Annotated in this window: 23 protein-coding genes; 14 read left to right on the top strand and 9 right to left on the bottom strand. The window is 63.3% G+C overall.

Annotated elements, in window-relative coordinates; translation table 11 throughout:
- The first annotated feature begins 38 nt into the window (after positions 1–38).
- Complete coding sequence (locus FHS84_RS16630) at positions 39–2,132, top strand: prolyl oligopeptidase family serine peptidase (RefSeq protein WP_166936402.1); 2,094 nt, start codon at positions 39–41, stop codon at positions 2,130–2,132.
- A gap of 41 nt (positions 2,133–2,173) precedes the next feature.
- Here FHS84_RS16630 and FHS84_RS16635 read toward each other — a convergent pair whose 3' ends face one another.
- From FHS84_RS16635 to FHS84_RS16655, 5 genes are all read right to left on the bottom strand, one after another.
- Complete coding sequence (locus tag FHS84_RS16635) at positions 2,174–2,356, bottom strand: hypothetical protein (protein ID WP_166936404.1); 183 nt, start codon at positions 2,354–2,356, stop codon at positions 2,174–2,176.
- A 31-nt stretch (positions 2,357–2,387) separates the two neighbouring features.
- Positions 2,388–2,576, bottom strand: coding sequence for a hypothetical protein (locus tag FHS84_RS16640; RefSeq protein ID WP_166936406.1), 189 nt, complete (start codon positions 2,574–2,576; stop codon positions 2,388–2,390).
- A gap of 8 nt (positions 2,577–2,584) precedes the next feature.
- Positions 2,585–2,794, bottom strand: a complete 210-nt coding sequence (locus FHS84_RS16645) for a hypothetical protein (protein ID WP_166936408.1) — start codon at positions 2,792–2,794, stop codon at positions 2,585–2,587.
- Positions 2,795–2,816: 22 nt separating this feature from the next.
- Complete coding sequence (locus FHS84_RS16650) at positions 2,817–3,017, bottom strand: hypothetical protein (protein ID WP_166936410.1); 201 nt, start codon at positions 3,015–3,017, stop codon at positions 2,817–2,819.
- A 165-nt stretch (positions 3,018–3,182) separates the two neighbouring features.
- A complete protein-coding gene (locus tag FHS84_RS16655) occupies positions 3,183–3,431 on the bottom strand; it encodes a flagellar hook protein FlgE (RefSeq protein ID WP_166936412.1) in 249 nt (82 codons plus the stop codon).
- A gap of 143 nt (positions 3,432–3,574) precedes the next feature.
- Between FHS84_RS16655 and FHS84_RS16660 the strand changes: the two genes are divergently transcribed.
- From FHS84_RS16660 to rplS, 7 genes are all read left to right on the top strand, one after another.
- Positions 3,575–3,718 (top strand): hypothetical protein, encoded by a 144-nt coding sequence (locus tag FHS84_RS16660; protein WP_166936414.1) that lies wholly within the window; start codon positions 3,575–3,577, stop codon positions 3,716–3,718.
- On the top strand, positions 3,715–4,257 hold the full coding sequence (locus FHS84_RS16665) for a hypothetical protein (protein WP_166936416.1): 543 nt from the start codon (positions 3,715–3,717) through the stop codon (positions 4,255–4,257). Before FHS84_RS16660 ends, FHS84_RS16665 begins: the two co-directional genes overlap by 4 nt.
- A gap of 161 nt (positions 4,258–4,418) precedes the next feature.
- The gene (gene ffh / locus FHS84_RS16670; protein ID WP_166936418.1) at positions 4,419–5,795 is read left to right on the top strand and encodes a signal recognition particle protein; all 1,377 of its coding nucleotides are present in this window, start codon (positions 4,419–4,421) and stop codon (positions 5,793–5,795) included.
- A 38-nt stretch (positions 5,796–5,833) separates the two neighbouring features.
- Complete coding sequence (gene rpsP / locus FHS84_RS16675; RefSeq protein WP_166936420.1) at positions 5,834–6,184, top strand: 30S ribosomal protein S16; 351 nt, start codon at positions 5,834–5,836, stop codon at positions 6,182–6,184.
- Between the two features lie 8 nt (positions 6,185–6,192).
- Positions 6,193–6,735 (top strand): ribosome maturation factor RimM, encoded by a 543-nt coding sequence (gene rimM, locus FHS84_RS16680; protein WP_166936422.1) that lies wholly within the window; start codon positions 6,193–6,195, stop codon positions 6,733–6,735.
- Positions 6,736–6,737: 2 nt separating this feature from the next.
- The gene (gene trmD / locus FHS84_RS16685; protein WP_166936424.1) at positions 6,738–7,433 is read left to right on the top strand and encodes a tRNA (guanosine(37)-N1)-methyltransferase TrmD; all 696 of its coding nucleotides are present in this window, start codon (positions 6,738–6,740) and stop codon (positions 7,431–7,433) included.
- Between the two features lie 75 nt (positions 7,434–7,508).
- Positions 7,509–7,907, top strand: coding sequence for a 50S ribosomal protein L19 (gene rplS / locus FHS84_RS16690; protein WP_166936426.1), 399 nt, complete (start codon positions 7,509–7,511; stop codon positions 7,905–7,907).
- 231 nt (positions 7,908–8,138) lie between these two features.
- Here rplS and FHS84_RS16695 read toward each other — a convergent pair whose 3' ends face one another.
- The gene (locus tag FHS84_RS16695; protein ID WP_166936428.1) at positions 8,139–8,504 is read right to left on the bottom strand and encodes a hypothetical protein; all 366 of its coding nucleotides are present in this window, start codon (positions 8,502–8,504) and stop codon (positions 8,139–8,141) included.
- Between the two features lie 214 nt (positions 8,505–8,718).
- On the bottom strand, positions 8,719–9,096 hold the full coding sequence (locus FHS84_RS16700; protein WP_166936429.1) for a hypothetical protein: 378 nt from the start codon (positions 9,094–9,096) through the stop codon (positions 8,719–8,721).
- A 450-nt stretch (positions 9,097–9,546) separates the two neighbouring features.
- Here FHS84_RS16700 and FHS84_RS16705 point away from each other — a divergent pair, with 450 nt between their 5' ends.
- The 6 genes from FHS84_RS16705 (at position 9,547) to FHS84_RS16730 (ending at position 13,882) form a co-directional block, all read left to right on the top strand.
- Positions 9,547–9,858 (top strand): HU family DNA-binding protein, encoded by a 312-nt coding sequence (locus tag FHS84_RS16705; protein ID WP_166936431.1) that lies wholly within the window; start codon positions 9,547–9,549, stop codon positions 9,856–9,858.
- A gap of 207 nt (positions 9,859–10,065) precedes the next feature.
- Complete coding sequence (gene mdh / locus FHS84_RS16710) at positions 10,066–11,031, top strand: malate dehydrogenase (RefSeq protein WP_166936433.1); 966 nt, start codon at positions 10,066–10,068, stop codon at positions 11,029–11,031.
- 10 nt (positions 11,032–11,041) lie between these two features.
- A complete protein-coding gene (locus FHS84_RS16715) occupies positions 11,042–11,461 on the top strand; it encodes a DUF2141 domain-containing protein (protein ID WP_166936435.1) in 420 nt (139 codons plus the stop codon).
- A gap of 76 nt (positions 11,462–11,537) precedes the next feature.
- Positions 11,538–12,086, top strand: coding sequence for a GNAT family N-acetyltransferase (locus FHS84_RS16720; protein WP_166936437.1), 549 nt, complete (start codon positions 11,538–11,540; stop codon positions 12,084–12,086).
- A gap of 36 nt (positions 12,087–12,122) precedes the next feature.
- Positions 12,123–12,653 (top strand): GNAT family N-acetyltransferase, encoded by a 531-nt coding sequence (locus FHS84_RS16725; RefSeq protein ID WP_166936439.1) that lies wholly within the window; start codon positions 12,123–12,125, stop codon positions 12,651–12,653.
- Positions 12,650–13,882: an MFS transporter gene (locus FHS84_RS16730; RefSeq protein ID WP_166936441.1), complete on the top strand. Its 1,233-nt coding sequence runs from the start codon at positions 12,650–12,652 to the stop codon at positions 13,880–13,882. The genes FHS84_RS16725 and FHS84_RS16730 overlap by 4 nt, the downstream gene beginning before the upstream one ends.
- On the opposite strand, the gene FHS84_RS16735 is transcribed toward FHS84_RS16730, so the two are convergent.
- Both FHS84_RS16735 and FHS84_RS16740 read right to left on the bottom strand, forming a co-directional pair.
- Positions 13,879–14,433, bottom strand: coding sequence for a phosphatase PAP2 family protein (locus tag FHS84_RS16735; RefSeq protein WP_166936443.1), 555 nt, complete (start codon positions 14,431–14,433; stop codon positions 13,879–13,881). The genes FHS84_RS16730 and FHS84_RS16735 overlap by 4 nt on opposite strands.
- A 71-nt stretch (positions 14,434–14,504) precedes the next feature.
- Entirely contained in the window at positions 14,505–15,356 is an 852-nt protein-coding gene (locus FHS84_RS16740; RefSeq protein WP_166936446.1) for an OmpA family protein, read from the bottom strand.
- Positions 15,357–15,361: the final 5 nt, after the last annotated feature.

Here is a 15,361-nt window from a genome sequence, read left to right on the forward strand (position 1 = left end):
CCACTTTCCGGCCCTGATTTCCGGGCTGGAGAGTACGTATGCGCCGCGCCGCCGCACTGTTTTTTGCCGTTTTTGCCGCCACCACCGCTGGTATGGCGGCCGACCAAGGTAACCACATGAAAGATCCGTATATCTGGCTCGAGGATGTCCACGGCCAAAAGCCGCTCGCCTGGGTCAAGGAGCAGAACGTCAAATCGCTCGGCCTGCTCAAGGCCGACCCGGACTATCAGAAGAACTACGATTTCATCCTCAAGGTGCTCGACGCCAAGGACCGCATTCCCTACGGCGGCGTCGATCACGGCTTCGTCTACAATTACTGGCAGGACCAGGAGCATCCCAAGGGCCTCTGGCGGCGTACGACGATTGCCGAGTACGCCAAGGCCGAGCCCCAATGGGAGGTGCTGATCGATCTCGACAAGCTGGCGGCCGACGAGAAGGAGAACTGGGTGTGGAAGGGCTCAGCGTGTTCGCCGAGCCAGAAGCGCTGCCTCGTCAACCTGTCGCGCGGCGGCGGCGATGCCGTGGTGGTGCGCGAGTTCGATCTGGGCACCAAATCCTTCGTCAAGGACGGCTTCGCTCTCAAGGAAGCCAAGTCCGACGTCACGCTGGTGGATGACGACACCGTCCTGTTCGGAACCGATTTCGGCGCCGGCTCGATGACGAGTTCCGGTTATCCGCGCATCGTCAAGATGTGGCATCGCGGCGAAGCGATCGATGCGGCTGCGACCCAGCTCGAAGGCAAAGATGGCGACGTGTCGGTGGCGGCCACGGTGCTGCGCAACGGCGCCGACACGCTGCCGGTGATCGTCCGCGGCACGAGTTTCTTCGAGGCCGAGTACTATCTTGCGGCGGCCAATCAGACCTGGTGGAAAATTCCAGTGCCGCTGTCGGCGCAGTTGCAGGGCTATTTCAAAGGCCAGCTTCTGTTCTCGCTGCGCGAGGACTGGACGCCGCCGGGCGGCGCCAAGCTCGGCAAAGGCACCTTGATTTCGTTCGCCGTCGACGGTCTGCAGCCCGATCATCTGACGCCGATCAGCGTGCTCTATACGCCGGGGCCGCGTGCATCGGTTGAATCGGTCGCCACCGGCCGCGATGCGGTCTACGTTGCGGTACTGAACAATGTGATTGGCGAGGTCCACGCGTACCGTCTCGCCAACGGCGCCTGGGCCGGCAAGACGCTGCCGTTGCCGGCGGGCGGTTCGGCCAACATCGTGTCCACCAACGATTACGGTTCGGAAGTCTATCTGTCGTTCCAGAGTTTTCTGAAGGCGCCGACGCTCTACTTCGATGACGGCAAGGATGCGCCGAAAGAGATCAAGGCGCTGCCCGCGCGCTTCGATGCCGCCGGCATGGAAACCGTGCAGTACGAGGCGACTTCGACCGACGGCACCAAGATTCCCTATTTCGTGATGCGGCCGAAAGCCCTGAAGGGTCCGGCCCCGACCATTCTCAACGGCTACGGCGGTTTCGAGATTTCCGAGACGCCGTTCTATTCGGCCAATTTCGGCAAGCTGTGGGTGGGACGCGGCGGCGTTTACGTGCTCGCCAACATCCGCGGCGGCGGCGAATTCGGCCCGGCCTGGCACGAGGCGGCGCTGAAGGAAAACCGCCAGAAGGCGTTTGACGATTTCGCGGCCGTTGCCGCGGATCTGATCGCCCGCAAAATCACCACGGCCAAACAGCTCGGCATCGTCGGCGGCTCGAACGGCGGCCTGTTGGTGTCGACCGTGATGACCCAGCATCCCGAGCTGCTCGGGGCCGTGGTCTGTCAGGTGCCGCTGATCGACATGATCCGCTACACGGGGATCGGTGCCGGCGCCTCGTGGATTGCCGAATACGGCGATCCGGCCGATCCCAAGGCGGCGGAGTATATCGGCAAGTACTCCCCCTATCAGAACGTCGCCAAGGACAAGACCTATCCGCCGGTGTTCTTCGTCACCGCCACCTCGGACGACCGCGTCACGCCGGTGCATGCCCGCAAGATGGCGGCGCGCATGATGGAGCAGGGCCACGAGGTGCTGTTCTACGAAAACACCGACGGCGGTCACGCCGCGGCGGCCGATCACAAGCAGTCGGCGGAGCTGTGGGGGCTCACCTTCGTCTATTTCGCGGAGAAGCTCGGCCTCAAATAAGGCCCGGCGAAAGAAAAGGGGCGCCCGGTTGGAGCGCCCCTTCAAGCCTTCACGTCGACCTTACTTTGGGATTGGGTGGCGCGTGCGGCGGTCTCGGCCGCTTCGGCCTTGCGCACCGTCGCGGCGGCTTGCGAGGCGGTACTGGCCGCCTGCATCGTGCGCATGGCCGCCAGGGCCCGCATCGCCGCAAAGATCGCTGCGCTGTTGTCGAGGGTAATCGCCATCGCTCCGCTCCTTCGAGCGTCGGTGCCGATATCAGGCCTTGATGTCGACCTTGCGCCCGACCGAGGAGTCGGACGGCTTGGCGGACTTGGTCTCCGCCGGTTCGGCGTCGTTCGCCGGCTTGCGCGAGGCGGCCTGCTTCATCAGTTCGACGAGTTTTTCCTGGTACTTGGTTTCGCCGGCGCGGATGGCGGCGGCGCCGTAACCGATTTCGCTGCTCATGGCTGTGTTCAGACCTTCAAGTCGACGTTTTTGCCCAGATGGGAATGGCTCATTTTGAGCGACGAAAATTGGGTTTCGGAGGCATCGCCGCCGCTGGTATCGACTGGCGCCACGACGTCGTCGCGGGCCTTGAGCGGCGCCTTGGCGGTGGCCTCGACATTAAAGACGGCCGCACTCGCCTGCATGTTGGCCGGTGAAAAGCCCATGGACGATGTCATTCGTTATTCCTTCCCCGCCGCTTCAGACGACGACGTTGAACAGTCCTCCGCCCATGTCGATGACATCCGGCGGAACCTCGAACCGCGACCGCATGTAGAGGAGGGTGGCGACGCGCTGGACGGCCGCCTCCAGCATGAAATCCGACGGTGCTTGTTGGGTTTGCACTTGCGCCTGGGGCACAGCGATCTGCACGGCGGTACGCATCGGACCGACCGAATTCATAACAGACGTTGCGCTTCCTATAGCACTCATACGGACGATTTTGCCTAGCGCCTGTTGCGCTCGGGTGAATATCCGTATGCGGATTTTAGACTGGTTCAATTCAAATTGTCCGCACCCCCGATTCCTGCGGGATTCGGAGCAACGGGAGAGGGAATTTTTTTCCGCTTACGCGATTGTGTCGAGCAGCGTGCCGATCATTTTGTCCGCCGTCTTGAACACTGCGGCGTTGGCTTTGAACGACAATGCGCTCATTTTGGTATCGACGATCGCCGCCGGCAGGTCGTCGAAGCCCTTGGCTCCGTCCGTCTCGCCGGTCTCGGGCGTGGTCGCTTGCACGACCCTTTGTGCAGCATTTTCAAAGCGATTGGCGCTGCTGCGCAGGCCGAGGGCGGAGGTGGAGATCGCGTCGATCATGGGAGAACCTTAACGGCTAAAGTGCTGCGCCCTTCTTTCGCTGCGACCGACGATTTGAATCAAATTTTCATCGAACGGCGCGTCGCGTCGTCTTTTTGCCGGGTTTGTTGACGAAGCTGCTCATATGTCGCGGGGGGCGAAGCATGGTCCGGATCCTGTCGCTGATGCTGATGCTGATGCTGGCGATGGCGTTCGCCGCCGGTGCGAGCGCGACGACGATCGGCCTGCAATATGATATCGAAGACGCTGCGGCGCAGGTGACGCCGGCACACGGAGGGTTGGGATGAACCGGGTACTGCCGCTGGTCGTGACGCTTCTTCTCGTCGCCGTGGTCGGCTTTTTCGCCTGGAGCGGATTCAAAGCCCCGCCGGTGGCCGAGCCCGCGGCGATCATCACCACGCCGCCGGGCTGGGTGAAGCTCGACGGACCGGGGTTCACGGTCTATGCGCCGGAAGGCGCGGTGCTGCGCCAGGCCAAAGGCAACGGCTTCATCTATGGCGACATCGCCGGGTCGTATCTCTGCATCCGCTTCCAGGCCGGCAAGACGGTCGGGCCGGTGGTGAATGCCAAGACCCATCCCAATTTCTCCGACAGTGATCTTGAGGTGGATGGCCGGGCCGCGAGCCTGCGCAAGACCACGCTGGCCAAGAACGAACAGGACTACTGGTTCCCCGGCTGCGGCGCCTCGCTTTATCTCGGCCTGACGGTGCCCAAAGCGCTGCCGGGCGGGGACACCCTGTCGCTGGACGTCTCGGTCGAAAACCGCGATGGCCTCGACGACGCCATGATGATGTTCAAGACGATCCGGTTCGCCAAGGGCGGGTAAAGCCCCGGATCGGGCGAATTTGACTCGGCTGCGCCGGCCCTTTAAAACCCGCACAACTCCGGAAAGCCCTACGCTTTCCGGTCCCAGGCTCGGCCTGGGATCGCCCCCAGGCAGCGCGTGGCGCCCCCTGGGGCGCTAGTGCTTTGGATAATAGGTTGACGATGTTCGACTCTTTGCAATCCCGCCTCGGCGGCGTGTTCGACAAGCTTCGTGGCCGCGGCGCGCTCACGGAAGGCGATGTCGAGGAGGCGCTGAAGGAAGTCCGCACGGCGCTGATCGAAGCCGACGTGGAGCTTGGGGTTGTCGAGGACTTCATCAAAAAGGTGAAGCCGCGGGCCGAAGGCGAGGCGGTGATCCGGTCCGTCACGCCGGCCCAGCAAGTCGTCAAGATCGTCCACGATACCCTGATCGAAACCCTGGGCAGCGAAGGCACCGGCCTTCAGCTCGGTTCGCCGCCGGCGCCGATCCTGATGGTCGGCTTGCAGGGCTCGGGCAAGACCACCACCTCCGCCAAGCTCGGCCTTCTGCTCCAGACCAAGGAGAAGAAGAAGGTCCTGATGGCCTCGCTGGACGTCGCCCGTCCGGCCGCCATGGAGCAGTTGAAGATATTGGGCGAGCAGGCGGGCGTGCCCACGCTGCCGATCATTGCCGGCCAGACCCCGCTCACCATCGCCAAGCGCGCTCTCGCGGCGGCCCGCGTCGGCGGCTATGACGTTCTCATTCTCGACACCGCCGGCCGCCAGCACGTCGACGAGCAGTTGATGGCCGAAGCCGCGGCGGTGCGCGACCTCACCAACCCGCACGAAACCATCCTGGTCGCCGACAGTCTCACCGGCCAGGACGCGGTGAACATCGCCAAGTCGTTTCATACGCGCATGCCGCTCTCCGGCATCATCCTGACCCGTGCCGACGGCGATGCCCGCGGCGGCGCCGCGCTCTCGATGCGTGCGGTGACCGGCGCGCCGATCAAGTTCCTCGGCATGGGCGAAAAGCTCGATGCCCTCGAGCCGTTCTATCCCGAGCGCGTGGCGGGCCGCATCCTCGACATGGGCGACGTCGTCTCCCTGGTCGAGAAGGCGACCGAGACGGTCGACAAGGAAAAGGCCGAAGCCCTCGCCAAGAAGCTGAAGAAGGGGGCGTTCGACATGAACGACCTGTTCGATCAGCTCAATCAGATGAAGAAGATGGGCGGCCTGCAGGGCCTGATGGGCATGCTGCCCGGCGTCGGCAAGATCAAGGACAAGCTCGACGAAGCCGGTCTCGACGACAAGATCCTGACCCGCCAGCAGGCCATCATCCAGTCGATGACCAAGAAGGAACGCTCCAATCCCGATCTCATCAATGGCTCGCGCCGCAAGCGCATAGCGGCCGGCTGCGGGATGGAAGTCTCCGACGTGAACAAGCTTTTGAAGATGCACCGCACCATGTCCGACGCCATCAAGGCGATGAAGAAGGGCGGGCGCGCCAATCCGTTTGCGGCGATGATGAACATGGGGCGCGGCGGTCCTCCGCCGGGCGGCATGTTCGGGCGCCGCTAGAGTTTTTGTGTAATTACTGACGAAAGAAGGAAGACGTCATGTCCGTTAAGATCAAACTGTCCCGCGGCGGCACCAAGAAGCGTCCGCACTATGCCATCGTCATCGCCGACACGCGTTTCCCGCGCGACGGCCGCTTCATCGAGAAGATCGGCTACTACAATCCGCTCCTCAAGAAGGACGATCCGGCCCGCGTGAAGCTCGACACCGAAAAGGCTGCCGAGTGGCTCAAGAAGGGCGCCACCCCGACCGACCGCGTCCATCGCTTCCTGGCCAACGCCGGCCTGGTCAAGCCGCTCAAGAAGAACAATCCCGAGAAGTCCCAGCCGAAGAAGAAGGCGCAGGAACGCGCTGCTGCGGCCGCAAAAGCGGCTGAAGCTCCGGCGGCCTGACGCGCACCATGTCGCGCGCTCGCGACGTGCTGATGGCGGCCGTTATCGGCGCCCACGGCTTGAAAGGCGAGGTGAAGGTGAAAGCCTTCACCGTCGATCCCGAAACGCTGGGCGCCTATGGGCCCCTGCATGCCAAAGACGGGCGGCGCTTCACCGTCGAAGTGCTGCGCCCTGTCGGCGGCCGCGATGATGAGGCCATCGTCGCCTTTGCCGAGGTCAAGGACCGCAACGCGTCCGAAGCCCTCAAAGGCACCGAGTTGTTCGTCGCGCGCGATAAGCTGCCCGAAGCCGAGGGCAACGAATTCTATCACGCCGATCTCGTCGGCCTCGAAGCCTTCGACACGGACGGACGGCGCATCGGCGCGGTGCAGTCGATCCAGAATTACGGCGCCGGCGATGTCCTGGTGATCGCCGCCGACGAAGGCGAGGAAATCCTGCTCGCCTTCACCAAAGACAACGTTCCCGACATCGACTTTGCCAACGGCCGCGTCATCGTCGCCGTGCCGGACGAGATCGACGCGGGCGACGAAGGGGACCGGGGCGAGGAATAGTCATGCCCTGGTCCGCCACCGTTCTCACCCTTTTCCCTGAGATGTTTCCGGGGCCGCTCGGCATGACCTTGCCGGGCAAGGCGCTGGCGAACGGACTGTGGTCGCTCGAGGTTCGCGATATCCGCGAGCACGGTCTCGGCAAGCATCGCGTGGTCGACGACACGCCATCGGGCGGCGGGCCGGGCATGGTGATGCGGGCGGACGTCGCCTGCGCCGCCATCGATGCCGTCGAACGGGCGGAGCGGCCGCTCATTTATCTGTCGCCGCGCGGCGCCCCGCTGACCCAGACGCGGGTGAAAGCCCTGTCGGACGGGCCGGGCGTGATCCTGTTTTGCGGCCGTTTCGAGGGCGTCGATCAGCGCGCCATAGAGGCCCGCGGGATGGAGGAGATTTCGCTCGGGGACTTCGTCCTGGCGGGCGGGGAGATCGCCGCCATGGCCTTGATGGAGGCCGCCGTGCGGTTGATCCCTGGGGTCCTGGGGGCCGCCGACAGTCCGTCCGAGGAGAGCTTTTCCGAGGGTCTTTTGGAGTATCCGCAATATACGCGGCCGCAGGAATTCGAAGGGCGCCCCATTCCTGAAGTTCTAAATAACGGGAATCATAAGGAAATCGCCAAATGGCGGCGGGCCCAGGCGGAATCGTTAACGGCCCTGCGGCGTCCCGATCTCATGACCCTCTATGAAAAAGGCAAGCGGTAGGCTATAGGCCCCGCCTCAAACTGCGATTAGACGCCCATCGCAGTAGCAAAAGAACAACTGTGCGGAGACAGTAAAATGAACCTGATCCAGACGCTCGAAGCCGAGCAGATGAAGGCGCTGCGCGCCACCCCGCTTCCCGATTTTCGCGCCGGCGACACGCTCAAGGTCAACGTCAAGGTGGTTGATGTGACCTTTGACGAGAAGACCAAGCAGAACAAGACCCGCGAGCGCCTGCAGGCCTTCGAAGGCGTCTGCATTGCCCGTCAGGGCCAGGGCCTCAACGAGGCCTTCACGGTTCGCAAGATTTCCTATGGCGAAGGCGTCGAGCGCGTCTTCCCGATTTATTCGCCGCTGGTCGACAGCGTGGAAGTGATCCGCAAGGGCCGCGTCCGCCGGGCGAAGCTGTATTACCTGCGCGGCCGTCGCGGCAAGTCGGCGCGTATCGCCGAACGCCAGGACACCGTCGCCGAGTAAATTCCGGCTACGAGGGGATAAAAGGGCGCGGATCGCAAGGTCCGCGCCCTTTTTTGCTGGCGTTCGCGCGGCACAGAAAAAAGCGGCCGCCATGGCCATAGCGACCGCTTCCGTCGGCGGGCTCGCGGAGCGTGGGTCGGGGGTTGCCGCCGCCGCCGAACCTACCTGAAACTGACTGCGGTGCGTTCTTCGCGCTGGTTTGGCCGCAGCCGTCTTCCCACCATAACCGGGTCACCCGGCCAGGGAATGCAAACGCCTCTCTACTCTCCAGACCGCCGCCACCAGTGCCGCCGACGCATTGTCGATGCGGCCGTTGGGGGCGTTCTCAGCGTTGATGTCGACGTACTCCCCGGCAATCAGTCTGCGCGCGATATCCTTCGCCAGCACATGGAGGTTGTTGTGCGCCGAACGCAGGATGTCGATCTCGGGCCAGTCGGCATGCCGGGCGGCGCATTCGTTGACGAAGCGCACCAGGGCGCAATTGGTATGCGGCGCGAAATCCACGTATTCGAGACAGGCCTGCCGCTGCTTCAAACACTGAACGAGCATGGCCCTGCAGTGAATGTGGGCGTGCAATGCATCGGAAGCATCCAACATGGCCGTCCGTCCTATCCGACGCGCGCATTGTCACGATCAATGCTGAATCGGCAATTAAAAGTAGAATTTCTATGTATTCGTACGTATTCGCGACAGTATATGTCGCAAACAATATTTCTGTTCGACTGTACGAATACTGCGCGCGACGCCGGTTTTACATGCCGTGCGAAGACATGCCGTCCGCGCGCGCCGATCCCGCCGGGCGTATGTCGCGTCACGCAGCGCACGGGGTCATCTGCTCCAGCTTCCGCTCGATCCGCCAGATATTGTCGATCAGTTCCGACGACGCCATTCCGAGTTCGCCGTTGCTGCCGAACTCGTGCGCGATATCGATGACCTGACCGGCGCTGCGCTTCTGCGCCAGAGCGATGGCCGCGCAATGCATCTCGGCATGGGCGGTACGAAGATGGGTCAGCTCCGGTTCGAGCGCTTCGTCGCCTGCGTTTTCACGCATGAAGCGGACGACAAGGCATTCCTGGTCCGGTGCCAGTTCGCAGAAATAGGGATCGTGAAGCCGCTTGGCGTCGAGAAGTTCGGCGAGCCGTTGCTTGCATTGCGCATGAGCGCGTAGGACATCGGAGGTATGCAGCATATGCGTATCCTCAGCCTTGATGCGCGACATCGTGCGCCACATCGCCGAACGAATTCTTAAGAATTGCGTGCATAGGTGTTACACCTTATGCGGGCATTGTCCGTGTCAGGATTAATTCTCGTTATTGCTGTTCGAACCGCGGAAAAGGCGGCGATGGGGGGCGTGCGGCGGGGGTGAAGGGGATTTTGTACGGCCGTGCAGCGCTGCTCACGACGGCCTTCCCGGTCCCCCATTCCGCAGCGTGACAAGCCCCGCATGCAAGGGGGGCGATCCCTCTAAGGCCCGCGTATCGGCACCAAATAGCACCCCGATCCGAGTCAAACCGTCTCAGGCCCCTCCGAAAGAGCAAAAAAAGCCCTGTTTTTGGGGGTTTTGAGGCTTTCCCCTCTCTTGCACCTGCAAAAAATGCCGTAAAATAGGGCACGTTTTGATTCGCAGAGGATAACACCCATGGCAAAAGCCGCCGCCGCCGCTAAGGCGAAGGTTGAGACGATTTCCACCCGCCAGCTGGCTGCTCAGCTCGCGCCCAAGCACGAACTGTCGAACAAGGCTTCGCTGGCCTATCTGGACGACGTGATCGCCACGATCACCAAGCACCTCAAGAAGGGCGCCCGCGTCCGTCTGAACGGTCTTGGCATCCTGCAGGTCCGCAAGCGCGCCGCTCGTATGGGCCGCAACCCGGCCACCGGCGAAGCCATCAAGATCAAGGCTTCGAAGAAGGTCGCGTTCCGCGCCGCCAAGGAGCTGAAGGAAGCGATCTAATCGCAGCCTTTCGTTTTTTGAGGGGACGGCCGTGCGGGTTTCCGTGCGGCCGTTTTCTTTTGGCGGAGGCGCTTAACCCTGCTGACGTACCGGCGCGATAACGCCGATCCAGCATTGCAGCCCTTTCGCTTGCCCTGCGGCTAAACGCGCGTTAAGCCTTGCCTGCTAGTTTTGAGTGACTCTAAGTCAGGCAGGAAGGAACGGTCCATGGCGCATCCCAAAATCGCACTGATCGGCGGCGGACAGATCGGCGGCACGCTCGCCCACATGGTGGGGCTCAAGGAGCTTGGCGACGTTGTTCTGTTCGATATCGTCGGCGGCCTTCCGCAAGGGAAGTGCCTGGATATCATCCAGGGCGGCGCCATCGAGGGCTACAATACCCAATATAAGGGCACCAATTCGTACGCCGATATTGCCGGCGCCGACGTGGTGATCGTCACTGCCGGCGTGCCGCGCAAGCCCGGCATGAGCCGCGACGACCTTTTGCAGATCAATCTCAAAGTCATGAGCGCGGTCGGCGAGGGCATCAAGAATTACGCCCCCGACGCCTTCGTGATCTGCATCACCAATCCGCTCGACGCCATGGTTTGGGCGCTTCGGACCTTTGCCGATCATCCGCCGCACAAGATCGTCGGCATGGCGGGCGTTTTGGACAGCGCGCGTTTCCGTCATTTCCTGGCGACGGAATTCCGGGTCAGTGTCGAAGACGTTTCGGCCTTCGTGCTCGGCGGCCACGGCGACACCATGGTGCCGATGCCGCGTTTCTCGACCGTGGCCGGCATTCCGCTCCCCGAGCTCATCAAGATGGGCTGGATCACCGAGGAGCGCCTCGGCTCCATCATCCAGCGCACCCGTGACGGCGGCGCCGAGATTGTCGGCCTGCTCAAGACCGGCTCGGCGTTCTATGCGCCCGCGTCGTCGGCGATCGAGATGGCCGAAGCCTATCTCAAGGATGAAAAACGCGTATTGCCGGTGGCTGCCTATGTGAACGGGCCCTACGGGATCAAAGACCTTTATGTCGGCGTTCCGGTGGTGATCGGCGAAGGCGGCGTCGAACGCATCGTCGAACTGAACCTTCTGCCGGAAGAAAAAGCCGCGTTGGAAAAGTCGGCGGATTCGGTCAAGACTCTGATCGATGCCTGCAAGCAACTGGACCCGCGTCTGGCGGGGTAAAGGATACGCCATGAAAGCCCTGGCAGCGGCCTTCCTGATGATGGCGCTGCCGGTGCAATCCGGGCTGGCTGCGACCCTTACCGTTCACGTTTCCGCGATCGACAAGAAAGGCGGCACCTTGCGGGTGTCGCTTTACGATCAGGCCGGCTGGGACAAGGACGACGACACACCCATCGCCAGCGCCAATGTGCCGGCGGCGATGCCGGTCACGACCGTGACGCTCAAGGACATCAAGCCCGGCGTTTACGGCATCAAACTGTTCCAGGACTACAACAACAACGGCCGTTTCGATCAGAATTTCCTGGGGCTTCCCCTTGAGCGTTACGGCTTCTCGCGCGATGCCGCGCCGCGCCTGTCGCAGCCGTCGTTCGATCGCACCAAGTTTACGGTCGGCGACGGCGACAACGAGATCACCATCCGCCTGCAATAAGCCGTCGCATTCGGTAAAGGTCGCGAACATCATGTGATTGGCGCAGCGGCAGCTTACCCGCTAATGGCGAACCATGATGATCCCGCGACTGGAAACCGAGCGCCTTCGCTTGCGCGAGTGGCGCCCCGAAGACTTCGAAACGTTCGTCGACATCATGGCCGACCCCGAAGTGGCGCGCTATCTGCCCGGCGGCCATCCGATGGGCCGCATGGATACCTGGCGTTTCGTCACCGGCATGATCGGCGTCTGGACGATGCGCGGCTACGGCACCTGGGTGGTAGAGCGTAAATCCGACGGCGCCGTGATGGGCCGCATCGGTCTCATTCATCCCGACCGTTGGCCGGGCCTCGAAATCGGCTGGACGCTGGGTCGCGCCTATTGGGGCAAGGGCTACGCCACCGAAGCGGCGAAGGCCTCGCGCGATTACGCCTTCCTCACCCAACCGGTCGCCGAGGTGATCTCGACCATCCATCCCGACAACAAAGCGAGCCAAGGCGTCGCCAAGAACATCGGCGAAAGCAACGGCCCGCGCGTGGACATCGATGTCGGCGGCGGCACGGTCTACACCTGCGATGTCTGGGCGATCTCGCGCGCGGACTGGGAAAAGCGCTTCCGATCTTCGTGAATTGCCCGTGCGCCGCAAATTGCGTATGACAAAGGCATGATCCCGCGTCTCGAAACCGACCGTCTCGTCCTTAGGGCCTTCCGCGAGGAAGATCTGGATGCCTGGGCTGCGATTAACGCCGACCCGGAAACCATGCGGTTTCTCGGCGGCCCCATGGTCCGCACCAATGCTTGGCGCGCCATGGCGACGACGCTCGGCCACTGGATGCTCAAGGGTTACGGCATGTGGGCGGTCGAGCGCAAAAGCGACGGCGCTTTGATCGGCCGCGTCGGTCTGTTGCAGCCCGAAGGCTGGACCGGTCTCGAAGTCGGCTGGACCTTGGGCCGTTCCTATTGGGGGCAGGGCTACGCCACCGAAGCGGGTGCCGCCGCGATGCGCTATGCCTTCCTCACCCAGCCGGTCGACCGCGTAGTGTCGAACATCGATCCCGGCAATACCGCTTCGCAAGCGGTGGCGAAAAGGCTGGGCGAACAGAAAGGTCCAGAGGCGGATCTCACCGTCGGCGCCGAGACCTTCAAGGTCGACGTCTGGTTCATCACGCGCGCGGAGTGGCTCGCCCGCGGATGAGCGACTCTACCGTTTATCGTCACCGCGATTTTCTGTTCTTCGCGATCGCCCGCTTTCTCGGCACCACCGCGATGATGGTGCAGTCGGTGGCGATCGGCTGGCAGATCTACGACATGGAGCGGACGCCGCTGGCGCTCGGCCTGGTCGGGCTTTGCCAGTTCGTGCCGATGTTTTTGTTCACGCTGCCCGCCGGCGAGATGAGCGACCGCTTCGACCAGCGCAAGCTCCTCGCCATCGCGCAGGTAATGATGGGTTTGTGCAGCGGCCTGTTCCTCGTGCTCAGCATTTTCGCGGTGAAGAGCGCGCTCGCCTATTACGCGGTTCTGGTGCTGTTCGGCGTCGGGCGCGGTTTCGCATCGCCGTCGGGCCAGTCGTTGCTGCCGTTCCTGGTGCCGCCGGAGCGCTTGCCGCGCGCCATCGCGCTCAATTCCTCTGTCTTCATGGTGGCGGTGATCGCAGGGCCGGCGCTGGGCGGCTTTCTCTACGTCTTCGGCCCCGAAGTGACGTACAGTTTGTGCATGGCGAACCTTCTGGTCTGTGCCGTGCTGATCGCCGTTCTCGGCGGACGCAGAAAACCGCCGCATTCCGATACCGAGATGAGCCGCCTCGATCGCGTCAAGGAAGGCATCCGTTTCGTGCGGAACCGGCCGGTGATCTTCGGCGCCATTTCGCTCGATTTGTTTGCAGTACTTTTGGGCGGTGCCACCGCGCTGCTGCCGATCTATGCACGCGACATCCTGCATTCGACTCCGGTCGGCCTCGGTCTGTTGCGCAGTGCACCGGCGGTCGGAGCTGCCGTGGTGGCGCTGATGCTGGCGCGCTGGCCGGTAGAACGGCAGATCGGCGTCAAGATGTTCGGCGCCGTCGCGGTTTTCGGCGTCGCCACCATCGTGTTCGGCGTCTCGACCGATTTCTGGCTGTCGATGGGCGCGCTGTTCGTGCTCGGCGCCTCCGACATGATCAGCGTATTTGTGCGCCAGTCGCTGGTCACCTTCGCCACGCCCGACGACATGCGCGGACGCGTCGGGGCGGTGAACATGCTGTTCATCGGCGCCTCCAACGAACTCGGCGAATTCGAAAGCGGCATCACCGCGGCGCTGTTCGGGCCGGTGCTTGCCGTGGTGGTCGGCGGCCTCGGCACGCTCGCCGTGGTGGGGACGTGGATGAAACTGTTCCCGCCGCTGAGGACCGTGGACCGGCTCAAGGACGTGAAGGTCGAGCAGGCCTAGAACTTATAATCCAGCGACGCATACACGCCGCGCGAATCGGCTTTGATATCGCTGTAGAGCCCATAGGGCTTGTGATACCGCGTGGTGATGAGCTCGTTGTACATCAGCGAAATGCCGAAACTGGCGGCGACGTCGTACCAATGGTGCTTCTCAGCATCGACGCGGCTCCAGCCGACGAAGCCCGCGGCGGCATAGGCGGGAAGACCATACGACCAGCCGTAACGCTCGCGCAGGAATTCCGCCGGTGCGAAGGCCAGTGCACTGGTGTCGGACGGGAACGAATCCCAGTTGGAGCCGCCATGCGTGCACGGTTCGGCGAAGGGACGGCACTCGCGCACCAGATGCTTGAGACCGTAGGCCGTACCGACCGTGAGCAGCGTGGTGACGGCAAGCTGTGCCGTGCCGGTGTAGTCTTCTTTGAGAAGCGTCACGCCGCCGGCCACCACCGGCAGGGCGACGGCAAGTCCCGTCCCCAGGGTCTCGGTGGTTTTGGCGGTTGCGGGTCCGGCGATAACGGCAGCGGTCAGCGCGGCGCACACGAAACGCTTCATACGAACCTCTGATGCAGTTTAGAACCAATAGAGGCAGGTTCTGTGGCCGCTGTCACGTGTGATTTTGCGGGTCAGCTCTTGAGGAAGACGTCGACCCGGTCGTGCGGACCGTCGTCGTCGGCGCCGCCCAGCGCGAACACGTCGATGCGTTCGGACGGAATGCCGTCGTCGATCAGAAGCTGACGCACCACCAGTGCCCGCTTGAGCGAAAGACGCCGCGTATCCGAGGTTTTTTCGCCTTTGCCGCCGGCATAGGCCATCAACTGGACGCGCGCACTTTCGCCCATGGCGTTGCTCAGCGACGAAGCGATAGCCCGCACCGACGCTACGGCAGACCCGGACGGCTCCGACGCGCCCGTCGTGAAGGTGATCGAATCCTTGCGGGTACCTGACGGGGTTTTGACCTTCGGCTTTTCGATGCTGGCGGTCTTGGTCGGCTTCGGCACGCTGGCGGCTTTGGGCGGCGGCGGCGCGGCTTGCGGCTGGCGAGCCTGCTGGCCGGTCCCGGTGATGAGGTCGATATCGGCAAAGCCGTTGATCGAAGATTTCGGCGTCGGCTGAGCGGCGGGCTTGGGTGCGGCCGGCTTGGGCGTTTGCACCGGCGTCGGCGTTTGCACCGGCGTCACGGCCGCGACGCGCTTCTTTTTCGGCGGCGGCGGTGCGGCGGCGATGTCCGGCTCGCTCGACGGGATGGCGGTCGTGGCCGGCGCGGCCGCCTTGCGGACGCGGTGATGGCCGGGCGGCTTGAGCCGGACGGCGTCGTCCTGCCAGGGCTGCAACAGCGACGGCACGTAGCGGCCTTGGCCGGTGGCGGGGTCGATCAGCGTCTGGCCGCTGCCGTCGCCGCCGACGATGACACTGTCGCTCTGTGCGGCCGCGGGAACGGCGAAGGCGAGGCCTATCAGGAACGGGACGATGCGCATGGAAT

Source organism: Rhizomicrobium electricum (genome assembly GCF_011762045.1).
In the GTDB taxonomy this organism is placed as follows: Bacteria; Pseudomonadota; Alphaproteobacteria; order Micropepsales; family Micropepsaceae; genus Rhizomicrobium; species Rhizomicrobium electricum.

Excerpts from the sequence above, each read along its gene's own strand:
- FHS84_RS16715 (WP_166936435.1), top strand. The coding sequence starts at position 11,042 with ATGAAAGCCCTGGCAGCGGCCTTCCTGATGATGGCGCTGCCGGTGCAA.
- FHS84_RS16740 (WP_166936446.1), bottom strand. The coding sequence starts at position 15,356 with ATGCGCATCGTCCCGTTCCTGATAGGCCTCGCCTTCGCCGTTCCCGCG.
- mdh (WP_166936433.1), top strand. The coding sequence starts at position 10,066 with ATGGCGCATCCCAAAATCGCACTGATCGGCGGCGGACAGATCGGCGGC.
- FHS84_RS16630 (WP_166936402.1), top strand. The coding sequence starts at position 39 with ATGCGCCGCGCCGCCGCACTGTTTTTTGCCGTTTTTGCCGCCACCACC.
- FHS84_RS16730 (WP_166936441.1), top strand. The coding sequence starts at position 12,650 with ATGAGCGACTCTACCGTTTATCGTCACCGCGATTTTCTGTTCTTCGCG.
- ffh (WP_166936418.1), top strand. The coding sequence starts at position 4,419 with ATGTTCGACTCTTTGCAATCCCGCCTCGGCGGCGTGTTCGACAAGCTT.
- FHS84_RS16720 (WP_166936437.1), top strand. The coding sequence starts at position 11,538 with ATGATCCCGCGACTGGAAACCGAGCGCCTTCGCTTGCGCGAGTGGCGC.
- rpsP (WP_166936420.1), top strand. The coding sequence starts at position 5,834 with ATGTCCGTTAAGATCAAACTGTCCCGCGGCGGCACCAAGAAGCGTCCG.
- trmD (WP_166936424.1), top strand. The coding sequence starts at position 6,738 with ATGCCCTGGTCCGCCACCGTTCTCACCCTTTTCCCTGAGATGTTTCCG.
- FHS84_RS16635 (WP_166936404.1), bottom strand. The coding sequence starts at position 2,356 with ATGGCGATTACCCTCGACAACAGCGCAGCGATCTTTGCGGCGATGCGG.
- FHS84_RS16660 (WP_166936414.1), top strand. The coding sequence starts at position 3,575 with ATGGTCCGGATCCTGTCGCTGATGCTGATGCTGATGCTGGCGATGGCG.
- FHS84_RS16650 (WP_166936410.1), bottom strand. The coding sequence starts at position 3,017 with ATGAATTCGGTCGGTCCGATGCGTACCGCCGTGCAGATCGCTGTGCCC.
- FHS84_RS16735 (WP_166936443.1), bottom strand. The coding sequence starts at position 14,433 with ATGAAGCGTTTCGTGTGCGCCGCGCTGACCGCTGCCGTTATCGCCGGA.
- rplS (WP_166936426.1), top strand. The coding sequence starts at position 7,509 with ATGAACCTGATCCAGACGCTCGAAGCCGAGCAGATGAAGGCGCTGCGC.
- FHS84_RS16665 (WP_166936416.1), top strand. The coding sequence starts at position 3,715 with ATGAACCGGGTACTGCCGCTGGTCGTGACGCTTCTTCTCGTCGCCGTG.
- FHS84_RS16640 (WP_166936406.1), bottom strand. The coding sequence starts at position 2,576 with ATGAGCAGCGAAATCGGTTACGGCGCCGCCGCCATCCGCGCCGGCGAA.
- FHS84_RS16655 (WP_166936412.1), bottom strand. The coding sequence starts at position 3,431 with ATGATCGACGCGATCTCCACCTCCGCCCTCGGCCTGCGCAGCAGCGCC.
- FHS84_RS16725 (WP_166936439.1), top strand. The coding sequence starts at position 12,123 with ATGATCCCGCGTCTCGAAACCGACCGTCTCGTCCTTAGGGCCTTCCGC.
- FHS84_RS16695 (WP_166936428.1), bottom strand. The coding sequence starts at position 8,504 with ATGTTGGATGCTTCCGATGCATTGCACGCCCACATTCACTGCAGGGCC.
- FHS84_RS16645 (WP_166936408.1), bottom strand. The coding sequence starts at position 2,794 with ATGACATCGTCCATGGGCTTTTCACCGGCCAACATGCAGGCGAGTGCG.
- FHS84_RS16705 (WP_166936431.1), top strand. The coding sequence starts at position 9,547 with ATGGCAAAAGCCGCCGCCGCCGCTAAGGCGAAGGTTGAGACGATTTCC.
- FHS84_RS16700 (WP_166936429.1), bottom strand. The coding sequence starts at position 9,096 with ATGCTGCATACCTCCGATGTCCTACGCGCTCATGCGCAATGCAAGCAA.
- rimM (WP_166936422.1), top strand. The coding sequence starts at position 6,193 with ATGTCGCGCGCTCGCGACGTGCTGATGGCGGCCGTTATCGGCGCCCAC.